The organism is Paenarthrobacter sp. NPDC090517 (assembly GCF_044769165.1).
Lineage (GTDB): Bacteria > Actinomycetota > Actinomycetes > Actinomycetales > Micrococcaceae > Arthrobacter.
Genome location: NZ_JBIVXN010000001.1, coordinates 1,818,379 through 1,831,055 on the forward strand (window position 1 = coordinate 1,818,379; position 12,677 = coordinate 1,831,055).

The 12,677-nt window shown below is 62.6% G+C and carries 12 protein-coding genes and 1 riboswitch; of the genes, 9 read left to right on the forward strand and 3 right to left on the reverse strand.

Features of this window, described 5'->3' with window-relative positions; translation table 11 throughout:
• The first annotated feature begins 81 nt into the window (after positions 1 to 81).
• The 5 genes from ACIQTW_RS08455 (at position 82) to ACIQTW_RS08475 (ending at position 4,507) form a co-directional block, all read left to right on the forward strand.
• The gene (locus ACIQTW_RS08455; RefSeq protein WP_402935993.1) at positions 82 to 1,785 is read left to right on the forward strand and encodes a SulP family inorganic anion transporter; all 1,704 of its coding nucleotides are present in this window, start codon (positions 82 to 84) and stop codon (positions 1,783 to 1,785) included.
• An 83-nt stretch (positions 1,786 to 1,868) separates the two neighbouring features.
• Positions 1,869 to 1,980, forward strand: a riboswitch (SAM riboswitch).
• A 13-nt stretch (positions 1,981 to 1,993) separates the two neighbouring features.
• Positions 1,994 to 2,260 carry a DUF1737 domain-containing protein gene (locus ACIQTW_RS08460; RefSeq protein WP_402935995.1) on the forward strand — a complete coding sequence of 89 codons (267 nt, stop codon included), beginning with the start codon at positions 1,994 to 1,996 and terminating at the stop codon, positions 2,258 to 2,260.
• A complete protein-coding gene (locus ACIQTW_RS08465) occupies positions 2,257 to 2,667 on the forward strand; it encodes a rhodanese-like domain-containing protein (RefSeq protein ID WP_402935997.1) in 411 nt (136 codons plus the stop codon). The genes ACIQTW_RS08460 and ACIQTW_RS08465 overlap by 4 nt, the downstream gene beginning before the upstream one ends.
• Positions 2,668 to 3,876, forward strand: a complete 1,209-nt coding sequence (locus tag ACIQTW_RS08470) for an O-succinylhomoserine sulfhydrylase (RefSeq protein WP_017200108.1) — start codon at positions 2,668 to 2,670, stop codon at positions 3,874 to 3,876.
• A 10-nt stretch (positions 3,877 to 3,886) separates the two neighbouring features.
• Entirely contained in the window at positions 3,887 to 4,507 is a 621-nt protein-coding gene (locus tag ACIQTW_RS08475; protein ID WP_402936000.1) for a hypothetical protein, read from the forward strand.
• On the opposite strand, the gene ACIQTW_RS08480 is transcribed toward ACIQTW_RS08475, so the two are convergent.
• Positions 4,494 to 5,690 (reverse strand): glutamate--cysteine ligase, encoded by a 1,197-nt coding sequence (locus ACIQTW_RS08480; RefSeq protein ID WP_402936002.1) that lies wholly within the window; start codon positions 5,688 to 5,690, stop codon positions 4,494 to 4,496. The genes ACIQTW_RS08475 and ACIQTW_RS08480 overlap by 14 nt on opposite strands.
• A 157-nt stretch (positions 5,691 to 5,847) precedes the next feature.
• On the reverse strand, positions 5,848 to 7,371 hold the full coding sequence (locus tag ACIQTW_RS08485; protein ID WP_402936004.1) for a UDP-N-acetylglucosamine 1-carboxyvinyltransferase: 1,524 nt from the start codon (positions 7,369 to 7,371) through the stop codon (positions 5,848 to 5,850).
• Positions 7,372 to 7,582: 211 nt separating this feature from the next.
• Between ACIQTW_RS08485 and ACIQTW_RS08490 the strand changes: the two genes are divergently transcribed.
• Together ACIQTW_RS08490 and ACIQTW_RS08495 are read left to right on the forward strand one after the other, a co-directional pair.
• Positions 7,583 to 8,542, forward strand: coding sequence for a WXG100 family type VII secretion target (locus ACIQTW_RS08490; RefSeq protein ID WP_402936006.1), 960 nt, complete (start codon positions 7,583 to 7,585; stop codon positions 8,540 to 8,542).
• Complete coding sequence (locus ACIQTW_RS08495; protein ID WP_402936008.1) at positions 8,539 to 9,018, forward strand: hypothetical protein; 480 nt, start codon at positions 8,539 to 8,541, stop codon at positions 9,016 to 9,018. Before ACIQTW_RS08490 ends, ACIQTW_RS08495 begins: the two co-directional genes overlap by 4 nt.
• Positions 9,019 to 9,029: 11 nt before the next feature.
• Here ACIQTW_RS08495 and ACIQTW_RS08500 read toward each other — a convergent pair whose 3' ends face one another.
• Positions 9,030 to 9,764 (reverse strand): siderophore-interacting protein, encoded by a 735-nt coding sequence (locus ACIQTW_RS08500; RefSeq protein WP_402936010.1) that lies wholly within the window; start codon positions 9,762 to 9,764, stop codon positions 9,030 to 9,032.
• 101 nt (positions 9,765 to 9,865) lie between these two features.
• On the opposite strand from ACIQTW_RS08500, the gene ACIQTW_RS08505 reads away from it, so the two are divergent.
• Both ACIQTW_RS08505 and ACIQTW_RS08510 read left to right on the forward strand, forming a co-directional pair.
• Positions 9,866 to 11,986 carry a penicillin acylase family protein gene (locus ACIQTW_RS08505; protein ID WP_402936012.1) on the forward strand — a complete coding sequence of 707 codons (2,121 nt, stop codon included), beginning with the start codon at positions 9,866 to 9,868 and terminating at the stop codon, positions 11,984 to 11,986.
• A 90-nt stretch (positions 11,987 to 12,076) separates the two neighbouring features.
• The gene (locus tag ACIQTW_RS08510; RefSeq protein WP_402936014.1) at positions 12,077 to 12,676 is read left to right on the forward strand and encodes a GNAT family N-acetyltransferase; all 600 of its coding nucleotides are present in this window, start codon (positions 12,077 to 12,079) and stop codon (positions 12,674 to 12,676) included.
• Position 12,677: the final 1 nt, after the last annotated feature.

A 12,677-nucleotide genomic window follows, 5' to 3' on the forward strand; every position in this document is an offset into this window, starting at 1 on the left:
CGGGCCTGATGACGGTTCGAATTTTCCACATACGGCGGTCGCATAGTTTCGAAAACAGCATGGGTCGGGAATGATCGCTGTATGAGTTCACCCACCCGTTCTTCCGCCAAGTCTTCCGCCAAGGACCGGATTTCGGGCGTCTGGGCGCTCAAGGGCTACAAACGCGAATGGCTCCGGCACGACGTCGTGGCGGGTGCTGCCCTCTTCGCCCTGCTGGTACCCGCCGGTATGGCCTACGCGCAGGCAGCTGGCCTTCCACCCGTCACCGGGCTCTACGCTACCGTGGTCCCGCTGCTGGTTTACGCGATCGTAGGGCCTTCCCGCATCTTGGTCCTCGGCCCTGATTCTGCCCTCGCCCCCATGATTGCCGCGGCAATCGTGCCCCTGGCGGCGGGTAGTAGTGAAAAGTCGGTAGCGCTCGCCGGGCTGTTGGCCGTGTTGATCGGGGTGATCATGCTGGCTGGGTCGGCCCTGAAACTCGGGACCATCACCGGGCTGCTCTCCAAACCCATCCGGCTCGGGTACCTGAACGGGATCGCGTTGCTGGTGGCCCTTTCGCAGCTGCCGGCATTCCTGGGGATAGAGGCCGACGGCGACATCTGGCAAAAGCTCGCGAAGGTCACCACGGGGGTGTTCACCGGAAGCGTCAACCTTCCCGCACTGCTGCTTGGTGTTGGTTCCCTCGCCCTTATTTGGATCCCCAGGCTGCTGAAGTGGAAGGTACCTGGCGTCCTGCTGGCCGTGGTCGGCTCCTGTCTTGCGACGGCGTTCTTGGGCCTGAACGACGACGTCAAGGTCACCGGGGTCCTGCCCCAAGGCCTCCCGATGCCCGCGCTCGGCGGCATCGGCTGGGCCGACGCAGTGGCCCTGCTTCCCGCGGCTGCGGGCATTGCCCTTATGGCCTTCGCAGACACCGGAGTCCTGTCCCAAACGCTGGCTGCCAAGGAAGGAAAGAAGGTTTCCGGCAACAGGGAAATGGCAGCCCTTGGAGCGGCCAATGCTGCCACGGGCCTGCTGGGCGGATTCCCCATCTCCGGCAGTACATCGAGGACCCCCGTAGCCGTGGATGCCGGCGCCAAGTCCCAAATGACTGGTGTGGTGGGTTCGGTGCTGGTACTGGCGTTCATGCTGCTGGCTCCCGGAGTGACCGAGTACCTACCCTCGGCAACCTTGGCCGCCGTCGTGATCGCTGCCGCAATTGCGCTGGCGGACCCGGCGGGAGTCAAGCGGCTCCTAAGCCGGAGCCGGAGCGAATCCGTGGTGATGCTGGCGGCGTTCCTGGGCGTCCTCACAGTGGGTGTCCTCCAAGGAATCGTGGTGGCAATCGTCTTGGCGCTCCTGGACTTTGTTCGCCGGGCTTGGGACCCCTACCGCACTGAACTCGGCTCGCAGGAAGGACGGCCCGGCTACCACGATCTCGCACGCCACCCGGAAGGCGAACGCATCCCGGGACTCCTGATCCTCCGCTTCGATGCACCGCTGTTCTTCGGCAACGGACAGGTTCTTGCAAACTTTGTCCGGGAGCAACTGGACGAAACTTCGGACGATATCTCCCACGTAGTCCTGGCGGCAGAACCTATCACCGGCATCGACACCACCGCCTTGGACGACCTCGTCACACTGGATGAATGGTTGGCGCGTCACGGTGTGGATCTGGTGTTCGCCGAGCTTAAAGGGCCTGTCAAGGACAAATTGATCCGCCTCGGAACGGCGGCGCGTTTCACGCCCGACCACTTCTATTCCACGGTGGGTGCCGCCGTCCGCGCACTCAAGGACGAAGAGTGAAGCGACCGCCGATTACGCAACATGACGACGGCCCAGCCGTCCGCAAGTGCGGCCGGATGCCCGTGGATGTTACGTTTTTCTTGAGTAATGAGCACCAGCGCAAAGCCCTGACTTGCTGGTCGGCAACCCTCTCTCCGGCGGGGTGCCTCAGGTGACTACTCGGCGTATCGACAACTCGTACTGCAAGCGTGACTGAGGAGCACCAGCTATGCCTGAACCCACTGAAGAAAAACTCTCTTACCGCCTGGTGACAGGGCCTGATACCCGCGACTTCTGCGAACGCATCCACAATGCCCTCGCCGAAGGTTACGTCCTCCACGGCAGCCCGGCAGCTACGTTCAACGGTACCGACGTCATCGTCGCCCAAGCCGTTGTCCTGCCGACCGCGATCGCCACTGCGGATGCCGCCGTCGCGAACGCCGTTGATCAGCTGGAAAACTACGAGGACGAAGAAGCGTTCGAGGGCCACGCATGAGCTACGCAGGTGACCTGACTCCGCATGACGCGTGGGCCAAACTCCAAGAAGGCGCCATCCTGGTTGACGTCCGGACCGAGGGGGAATGGGCCCACATCGGCATCCCCGATACCAAAGCCACCGAGAACGACCCCCTGTTCATCCAGTGGAACCTGGCCGGCGGCATTCCGAATTCCCGTTTCATTGAAGATCTTCAGCAGCAGGCTCCCGAGGACGGCGGCGTCGAGCTGGTGTTCCTGTGCCGTTCAGGGCAACGCTCCATTTCGGCGGCCATCGCCGCAACACAGGCCGGCTTCACTGCCTACAACGTCTTGGAGGGCTTCGAAGGCGAACCGGACCGCTACGGCGAGCGCACCGTCAACGGCTGGAAGAACCGCGGCCTGCCAACGAATCTGGGGACCGAGTAAGTGACTTTTAATCCCGACGCCACTGGCTGGAGCCCTGACACCCAGGCCGTGCGCGGTGGCCTTGACCGTACCAACTTCCAGGAAACCTCCGAGCCCGTCTTCCTGAACTCCGGCTTCGTTTACGAATCTGCCGCCGCAGCCGAGCGCGCTTTCACCGGCGAGGACGAACGCTTCGTCTACTCCCGTTACGGCAACCCCTCCGTGGCCACTTTCCAAGAGCGGCTGCGACTGCTCGAAGGAACCGAGGCGTGCTTTGCGACGGCGTCCGGCATGTCCGCTGTGTTCACGGCTCTAGGTGCCTTGCTGGCTGCCGGCGACCGTGTGGTTGCTGCCCGCTCGCTGTTCGGCTCCTGTTTCGTGATCCTCAACGAGATCCTCCCCCGGTGGGGCGTCGAGACGGTCTTCGTGGACGGACCGGACCTGGAGCAGTGGCGCGAAGCCCTGTCCGAGCCCACCACCGCGGTGTTCTTCGAGTCACCGTCCAACCCCATGCAGGAGATTGTGGATATCGCTGCCGTCAGCGAACTCGCGCATGCCGCGGGGGCGACAGTGGTCGTAGACAATGTCTTTGCCACTCCCCTGCTGCAGCGCTGCGGTGAACTTGGCGCAGACGTGATCGTGTACTCCGGCACCAAGCACATTGACGGTCAGGGAAGAGTCCTTGGCGGCGCGATCCTGGGCACTAAGGAATTCATCGACGGCCCGGTCAAACAGCTCATGCGGCACACTGGCCCGTCACTGTCGGCGTTCAATGCCTGGGTGCTGACCAAGGGCTTGGAGACCATCGGGCTGCGTGTGAACCACAGCTCGGCTTCTGCTTTGAAGATCGCAGAGTGGCTCGAGCAGCAACCCGCCATCAGCTGGGTCAAGTACCCGTTGCTGAAGTCCCATCCACAGTATGAGCTAGCCGCGAAGCAGATGAAGGCCGGCGGTACTGTGCTGACATTCGAGCTTTCGCCTTCGGCAGGACGTTCAGCCAAAGAGGCCGCTTTTGCCTTGCTGGACGGACTCCGCGTCATCGACATCTCCAATAACCTGGGCGATTCCAAGTCCCTCATCACGCACCCGGCAACCACCACCCACCGGGCGATGGGGCCTGAGGGCCGTGCGGCCATCGGGCTCTCCGATGGTGTGGTTCGCCTGTCTGTCGGGCTTGAAGACGTGGACGACCTCATCCTGGATCTGGAGAAGGCACTCAAACAGGTCTAACCTTGCTGCCATGAGCGGGAACCACCCCTATCGCCGTGCCGGAGCAGTGATCGTTGCCGGCACGGCGGTGTGGTTCATCGGAATTTCGCCGGTCTCACGTGTCTACATCACCCCCGACGACGACGAGCGCCTCCGCATGCTGCAAGCCGGCCAGCGCGGCTGGATCACGGGTCAGCACATTACCGCTGCCGGCACCGCCGCAGTGCCTGTGGGATTCGCGGCGTTCGCCCGTGCCATTCCAGCCTCGGGCATCCCACGCAAACGGGCAAAGATGTGGGCCTACGCTGCTGCGGTCGCGTTGCTTGCCGGTGCACCGCTCTTCGTCTCCAGCGTTGCCCAGCGGGCTTCCGACATTGAAGGGTTCGCCTACCGCCGCGGATCCAGCGCTCCATTCCTGGCATACTCCGGGCTGCACGTTGTGGCGTTGGCCGCTCTCGGCGGGAGCCTTCTTTCTCTACCGGCCAAACGGTGGATCGGGGTGACCGCTGCGGTCGCCGCGCCCATCTACGGAGCGGTCCTTCTGTCCAAGAAGGACATCCCACCGCTCTTTTTCTACCTTGTGGAGGGGACCGTCGGCGCCTACCTGATGGCCTGGGACGAGCCGGAGGACACGACGCCTACGGTCTCCTGACCCGGGTCAGCATGGGCGAGGGGTCCTTATGGGCATCGGTGGCAGAACCGCGCACGGTCACCTTCGCAGCATGCCCGACGACGGCGGCCAGGGCTTCGTTGGTTGGTGGGCTTCCCATCTGGGTTTGCCCGTCGCGCTGCCTTTTGTTGTAGCGTTCGGCGGCTTCCCGTTGTTCATGTGCGCCATTGCCCCGCTCCAGTAAGTCCGAAATTCCTGCTTTGACGAGCTCCAACTCATTCTGGTCGTCAAGAACAGGGCTTAGGTAGTCAACCAACGCCCACACGACGTCCGCAGCTGGCTGGGGCAGGAAGTCACCGAAGTCCAGGAGATCTCCGCGCAGACCCGAATTGCTGGCCTGCCAACTCGCCATTCGAAGGAGCGCCGTGGGCACCGCGGTGGGTTCCACGCCGTCGAGCATTTCCAAGGATGCCGTTTCCACCAAAGCCCGCACGAGGACTGCCATCAGTGCTGCGTCCTCAGCACGAAGGCAGACATCGGCTACACGGACCTCAACAGTGGGGTGATTCCTGGAGATGCGGGCATCGAAGTAGATCATGCCCTCGTCCATGATCACACCCGTTTCGAGGAGACGCCTCACGATGCGTCGATAAGCAGTAAGGGAGCCAAAAACGGAGGAAGGGCCGGACGTCGGCCAGCGATTCCAAGCCTGGGTGCGGTAGCTGTCAAAGCCGGTGGGCAGTCCCCGCCAGTAAGGCGAGTTGGCCGTGAGCGCCGTCAGGACAGCGAGTTTGTCCCGGATGTGGTCCAGTACCACCACGCCTTCCTCAGGTGACTCCACCGAAGTGTGCACGTGGAATCCGCACGTCAACTGCTCCGTGGCGATGATGCCGAAGCGATCCAGCATTGCGGCATACCGGGGGTCCGGAGTGGTGTGCGTATTCGAGGCCAATGGCGACGTTGCGATTGCAGCAACCCGCGCTCCATGCTGCCGTGCGGCCTCGTTGGCCATGGCCCGGCCACGGCGGATCTGTTGCAGGAGCTCGCCATAACTATGGCAGGGGCGGGTCTGAGTCTCGATCTGCTCCAGCTTGAGCTCGTGGGTGAGCCCAGTGGCAGTTCCGGGTTCATCGTGGCCCGCAAGGAGCGCGTCCGCGAGGGCCAGAGGCTCGCCCGTCACAGGATCGACGATGAGCAGCTCTTCCTCAACCCCGAAAGTCCGCATGCTCCATTCTGCGTCAGGAGGGCTGGTGAGGACAGGGGCTTGCGTCTCCGCGACTTTTCGCGCCCGTTCCCGCCATTCGCCCCGGAGCTACTTGGAGCTAATGGCGGGAACGGGCGCGGCCGGCGTGAAAGGGTACGCGTCGACCCAGCGGCATGGCCTAGTCCTGGAAGTACTCGATCTTCGCGCCTATGGTGTTCAGGCGTTCGGCGAGGTCCTCATAGCCGCGCTCGATCACGTAGATATTGCGAAGCTCGGAGGTTCCACGGGCCGCCAACATAGCCAGGAGCAGGCAGGCCGCGGGACGCAGGGCCGGCGGGCAGCCGATCTCAGCGGCACGCCATTTAGTGGGCCCGTTGACGTAGATCCGGTGCGGATCCAGAAGCTGCACTTGAGCACCCAGTTTGTTGAGCTCCGTCAAGTAGATCGCACGGTTCTCATAGACCCAGTCGTGGATCATGGTCTGCCCCTCGGCATTGGCCGCAATCACTGCAAAGAACGGCAGGTTGTCGATGTTCAGGCCAGGGAACGGCATCGGGTGGATTTTGTCCTGCGCGGCATGGAGCTCAGAGGGCTTTGTGGTTACATCCACCAACCGGGTACGTCCGTTGCGCGCCATGTACTCGCCGGAGATCTCGAGGTTCTGGCCCATCTGCTCCAGTGTGGCAAGCTCGATTTCCATGAACTCTATGGGAACCCGGCGGATGGTGACCTCGGAGTTGGTCACGATGCCTGCGGTGATGAGGCTCATTGCCTCGATGGGGTCTTCAGACGGGAAGTACTCAATGTCAACGTCAATGGCTGAGCGGCCGGTGATCTTCAGCGTGGTGGTCCCTACGCCGTCGATGTCCACGCCCAGGCCCTGCAAGTAGAAGCAGAGGTCCTGCACCATATAGTTGGGGCTGGCGTTCCGAATGATGGTGGTGCCCTCGCGGTGGGCGGCCGCCATGATGGCATTCTCCGTCACCGTGTCGCCGCGTTCGGTCAGGACGAAGGAGCGGTGGAGTCCGTCGGCAGGAGGTGCCGTTACGGAGTAGAAACCGGACTTCGCCTCCACCTCAAGGCCGAACTGGCGAAGAGCCTGCATGTGCGGTTCCACCGTGCGAGTCCCCAGATCGCAGCCACCCGCGTAGGGCAGCAGGTATTCGCTGGTTTGGTCCAGGAGCGGACCGAGCAACATGATGACGCTGCGTGTGCGTCGGGCGGCGTCAACATCCATGGATTCAAGATCCAGGACCTCGGGACGGCGGAGACGGAGGTCGCTTCCGTTGAGCCACGTGCATTCCACGCCAATGGACGTCAATACTTCGACGATCCTGTTGACTTCCTCGATCCGTGCCAGCCGACGCAAAGTAGTGGTTCCGCGGTTGATCAGGCTGGCACACAGGAGGGCCACACCGGCATTCTTACTGCTGTTGACGTCTACATCTCCGGAGAGGGTCCGTCCGCCCTCCACGCGAAGGTGGGTCATCTGCGGCTTGCCCACCTTGACGATGGAGCGTCCAAAGATGGCTTCAAGCCGTTCGATCATCCGGAGGCTGAGATTTTGTTTGCCCTGTTCCATTCGGGCTATTGCGCTCTGGCTGGTTCCCAGCTCAGTAGCCAGCTGCCCCTGCGTCCAGCCTTTTTCGCCGCGGGCGTCGCGGAGCAGAAGGCCTACATTCTCGGCGGTAGGTTGCGTCATAACCAAAAAATATCACAAATGAGTTAGAAGTGAAGTTCAAAACGCTGATTCAGCGGTCCACATCACACCGTACCCGTTGTGCGATATAAAACATGGCGCCGGTTGGCTAAGCCTTGGTGAACGCTTTCCCTCAGTTTCATCAAGGGCAGAGCTCCCCATTGTGCCCTAACGAGGGTTAGCGAAGGATGTACAGGAAAGCTCAGGGGGAAACATGCCTTTCTACGGCGCCGACGTCGATCAACTCAAAGCACTCTCAAAAGCGCTCGCCAACGGAGCGTCGCTGCTTACCAGCCGCGCCCGGGAGCTCGATTCCCTGATCGCCCAAGGCGGTTACTGGCAGGGACAAGACGCCAAGCGTTTCGCTTCCGACTGGCAAGGCCACCTGCGGCCCCTGCTTGAAAGGACCTTGCGTGGGATAGAAGAAGCGTCCAAGTCCGTGCTCACCAACGCCGACGAGCAGTCGGGCGCGTCGGCCGAGGGCCGCGTGGGCTCCGGTGGCCCCGGAAACGCCGGAAGCGCTGGTAACGACTCAACAAAGACAGCGGCAGCCACTGACCCCGCCCAGCCCACGCCCCAGGAAATCCTGGACCAGTACCAAGTCAGCGATGCCGAAACCACCAACTGGCCCGGCGACTGGGATCCGCTGCGATTCGTGGTGGACCAGAAGGTGGTGACCGAGAAGGAAGCGGAACTCCTGAATGGCCTGGGCCCCTTCGAGTTGAACGCTTTCAAGGGCATCCACGACGACGCGTTCAGTGTCGCCGACGAGCGCTTCCCCAGCGAAGATCGCAACGATGACCAGAACGATGCCTTCCGCCACGCCTACTGGAATGCCCTGATGGTGAAGGAGTTCGGCGCGGACTGGGCAGAGGACTACGCCACGGCCCACGAGCAGCTTCCGGGGAATCCCGCTCCACGCGAGGCCATGGATCTGTACAACAATGAAGTTGGGCGCAATGTGGCCATCGCCAATCCGGACGCCAGTGCTGAGGAGCTTGCAGACTTGATCGAGGACGCCGTCAACAACGGAGACACTGTGGTGGTGGGACCCGACCTATTGCCGCATCCATCAAACGAGGTCCCCGCTGAGCGGACGGGCGATGCCGGCAACGCCGACCCGGCCCCTGGCGAGGACCCGAAGTTCAACGACGAGTCAAGGACTACGTCGTGAGTCTTCCAAGCACCAACAACTTACGACGCCGGCCCAAGACTGCGGCGTTCCGCGTCACCGCTACCAGCTTGCTCACCTTTGTCCTGGCCTGCGCCTTGGCATCCTGTTCCCTCGGAGGATCCGTCATGCCCGAAACAAACGATCACCTCAATGATCAAGTCCTGGAGTCTGCCAAGAACGGTACATCGCTCAAGCTGGCCGACGCCACGGACTTCGACTGGGACCAAGCAGGTTTTGTCATGTCGGGAACCCCTGCCAAGGACATTGAGGAGACCTTCGGCGAACCCCTCACCAAGGAGAGCCGCTATACCGCTTCACCTGCACTCTTCGTCTTCCTGAAAGACGGCAAGGTAACTAAGGCGGTCCGCATTGTCCCGGACGCATTCCATGGGGCTGACGCCAGGAAAAAGTACGGCCGCGACGTGGTGCTCACTCCACCGGAGGGGCAGAAGGGCTTCCTCAACTGGCGCGAGTAGCCCGCGAAGAACTAGACCCGCCAGTACCCCAAAGCATCAATGCGGTGCTTGTCCACTCCGAGTTCTTTCCGCAGGTGCTTGACGATTGCCCGTGTGCTTGAGGCTTCGCATGCGATCCAGAAGAAGTCTTCGCCAACGGCAACAGTCTCCGCAGTCAGCGCACTGCAGACTTCCTCCACCAAAGCGGCGCCGTCGCGTTTGCGCGGAATCCAGGTGACGACGTCGGAATCGGAGGTACGCACCTCAATCGAGGGATCGGCGTCGTGCTGGTATTCAAGCCACGCCGTTAATGGAGCCAGGCCCGCGGCAACACGCTGCCGCTCATCCAGGAGCGAATTAATTGCCGGGATGGACGCAGGATCGCCCACCACCCAAATTCGGCGCGGCGCGGGCTGCGGAAACGTGAAGGTACTGCCCTGAACTGTCGCGTCGATGGTGTCACCGGGCTGCACGGTACGGGCCCAATCCGCCGCGACGCCGCGGTGCATCGCGAAGTCCATGCTGAACGTACCATCCGCAGGGGACGCGTTGACCAACGTGTAGGCGCGCTGGTGTGCCTTGCCGGATTCATTGAACCAGAGCCGGATCCACATGGTGGGATGCAGGCCGCTGCGCTCCAGCAGCCCGCCATCACGCACGTGCACTCGGACGAAGTCCGGGGTGATCTCTTCCCGACCCGTGACCCCAAGGGTGAAGTCCTTGGCGCCCATGACTTTGAGGACGACGCCTTCCCAATTGCGCTTCAAGCAACGCTCCTTCACGAATGTCCACAATTTGTGAACGGGGCCAAAGCCATTTATCTTGAACTTAAGTAAGCCTAACCTAAGCTCGAAAGCAGCCAGAGATTATGACGCCTGCCCCGACGTACCCATCCGCCCCGGCAGGCGGCCCCGGAACGTACCGTGACGAGTGGGGGATTCCGCATTTGTGGGCTGATTCCGCCGATGAACTCGCCTTTCTCCAAGGCCTGAATGCGGCCACCGACCGCTCATGGCAGATCGAGCTGGAACGGTTGCGTTCGGAAGGCCGCGCAGCTGAGGTGCTGGGCGCCGACGTGGTGGTCTGGGACCGGTTCGCCCGCCAATCCCGGCTGGATGACACCGCACGTCGCTGCTTTGAGAACCTCGACGCCGCGACTCAGCGCTGGTGCGGGCAGTACGTGGCGGGAGTCAACCAGGCCCTGGCAGACGGCCTACGTGGCGGGCCCGAATTCGAAAAATCCGGCAGCTTACCCGAGCCGTGGAATCCGTGGACTCCGCTCGGCGTCTTCTTGGTGCATCACATCCTGTTTTCCACTTTCCCCAACAAGCTGTTCCGCGCCCACGTCGCACGGACACTCGGGGACGACGCTGTGAGCTTGTTCAGCATCGAAGCCCCGGTTTGGTCAGGCAGCAACGCTTGGGCAGCCCATGGCTCGACGACGGCCAGTGGCCTTCCCTTGATTGCCGGCGACCCCCACCGCCTCATGGAACTGCCCGGCGTCTACCAGCAAATACGGCTCGCCTGCCCGGAGTTCGATGCGATCGGATTCGCGTTCCCGGGCGTTCCGGGCCTCCCCCATTTCGCCCATACGGGCAGCACCGCTTGGGCCATCACCAACGCAATGGCCGACTACCAGGACCTTTTCATCGAGGAGTTGCGCCGGGTCAGCGACTTCACGGGCGAGCGCATCGAGGCGCGCGGAGCGGAAGGCTGGGAAGCCGTCGTCGTGAGTTCCGAAACCATCCGCGTCCGCGACGGTGAAGCTGTGTCCGTTGAGATTATCGAGACCGATCGGGGTCCGGTCATCTCGGAAACGCCCGACGGCGGCGCCATCAGTTTGCGCTTCCCGGCCAGGGTTGAGGGACGCTTGGGGTTCGAGGCCCTCCTGCCGCTGCTGCGGAGCCGGAACGTCTCCGAGGTGGAGGCTGCCTTCGACGCCTGGGTTGAGCCCGTCAACAGTGTGGTGGCCGCGGACGTTCACGGATCTGTGCGGCATTTCCTTGCCGGGCTGGTCCCGCAGCGCAATCCGGCTAACCGGCGCCTTCCCGCTCCGGCCTTCTCCGCTCGTCATGACTGGGAGGGCCAGTACGTGATCCTGCCTCGTGCTGAGGTCCAGCAGTTCGCCGTGAGCGCAAACGACCGTGCGGCAGGCGGCGGTGATCAAGTGGCCATGGAGTTTGCACCTGCGCATCGTGCCCGGCGCATCCGGGAATTGCTGGAACTGGCTCCCGGGCCTTTGTCCGTAGACAATATGCGGGCCATCCACACGGACACGCTACTGGGTCCATGGCCTTTGTTCCGATCGGTGCTCTCCGGCCTGGACCCCGGGGATCTGTCCAAGGAGGCTAAGGAGTTGCGGACCCTTTTGTTGGACTGGGATGGCCTCATGGAGGCCGGCAGCCATCACGCCGCCGTATTCGCCGCGTGGCGTGGTGCCCTGGTCCAACGCTTGGCGCACCATTCCGCGCTTTCGCCCTTGAACGAGCCCACAGGCTACTCACCCTTGTTCGGACCGTGGTTGTCAGTGGCCTCGCGCATCGGTTTTGCCCTTGAGACCCTGCTGGTTCGTGGCTCCGAGCTTGGCATCAGCGTTGGAGTGGAATCTGCCGCGGCACTTGAAGACGCAGCATTGGAGGAATCCATGCTGAATGGTGCAGCTTGGGGCGACCGGCACAAGCTCCTGCCGGTTCATGTCCTCCCTGGCCCGCTAGGATCATCGGCACCCACTGCCCACCTCAGTGGAGATACCGGGTGCGTCCTATGCACCGAGAGCCTCCCCGGCGTCGAAGACCGAAGTTTCCGCGGACCCGTAGCCCGCTACGTTTGGGACCTGGCCGATCGGCGGAACAGCCGCTGGATCGTGCCATTCGGCGCATCCGGCATGCCCGGTCACGAGCACTTCGCCGATCAACTCCCGCTCTGGACGGCCGGGGAACTCGCCCCGGTGGTCACTGACTGGTCGCTTCTGGCCAAAGACACTGCTTAGCAATGTCACCCTGGCCAAGGCCGCCCCTGACTCATTCCCGTTCCCGCATCAGCCCCGGACATCAGCCCTGTCATTAGCCCGAAGGAAACCATGACCACCACCACCCAGGACTTCTCCGTCCGCACCACCGTCTACTCCGAAGACCTCGAAGGATGGGGTGCGCTCCGGATTGTTCCGTTGGTTCCCAGCGAGGACATCGACCTCATCTTCGAATGGGTTACCCAGCCCCGTGCAAAGTTCTGGGGAATGACAGAGAACTCCCGCGAAGAAGTCCTGGAGATCTACGAGTTCCTGGACTCGCTGGAAACCCATCACGCGTTCCTGGCCACCCTTGACGGGGAGCCGTTGGCACTCTTCCAGACGTACGAGCCCCTGCACGATCCCGTCGGCGAGGCCTACCCCGCGCGCGAGGAAGACATCGGGATGCATCTGCTGCTGGCCCCGGCCACGCGCCCCATTCCGCATTTCACCCCGCGGCTGGGCACGTCGTTGATCAAGTACATGTTCTCCCTGCCGGGCAAGGACCGGATTGTGGTGGAGCCGGACTCCCGAAATGCCAAGGCCCTTCGTCGTCTGGAAGCGACGTGCTTCGACCTGGGACCCATTATTCAATTGGCGGAGAAGGAGGCCCAGTTGGGGTTCCTTACGAGGGCAGGCTTCGATGAGATACAGGAGCAGCAAGCCAGGTAGC

Bases quoted from the DNA above. Each gene is read 5' to 3' on its own strand.
- ACIQTW_RS08490 (WP_402936006.1), top strand. From the start codon at position 7,583: ATGCCTTTCTACGGCGCCGACGTCGATCAACTCAAAGCACTCTCAAAA.
- ACIQTW_RS08485 (WP_402936004.1), bottom strand. From the start codon at position 7,371: ATGACGCAACCTACCGCCGAGAATGTAGGCCTTCTGCTCCGCGACGCC.
- ACIQTW_RS08475 (WP_402936000.1), top strand. From the start codon at position 3,887: ATGAGCGGGAACCACCCCTATCGCCGTGCCGGAGCAGTGATCGTTGCC.
- ACIQTW_RS08455 (WP_402935993.1), top strand. From the start codon at position 82: ATGAGTTCACCCACCCGTTCTTCCGCCAAGTCTTCCGCCAAGGACCGG.
- ACIQTW_RS08480 (WP_402936002.1), bottom strand. From the start codon at position 5,690: ATGCGGACTTTCGGGGTTGAGGAAGAGCTGCTCATCGTCGATCCTGTG.
- ACIQTW_RS08460 (WP_402935995.1), top strand. From the start codon at position 1,994: ATGCCTGAACCCACTGAAGAAAAACTCTCTTACCGCCTGGTGACAGGG.
- ACIQTW_RS08510 (WP_402936014.1), top strand. From the start codon at position 12,077: ATGACCACCACCACCCAGGACTTCTCCGTCCGCACCACCGTCTACTCC.
- ACIQTW_RS08465 (WP_402935997.1), top strand. From the start codon at position 2,257: ATGAGCTACGCAGGTGACCTGACTCCGCATGACGCGTGGGCCAAACTC.
- ACIQTW_RS08505 (WP_402936012.1), top strand. From the start codon at position 9,866: ATGACGCCTGCCCCGACGTACCCATCCGCCCCGGCAGGCGGCCCCGGA.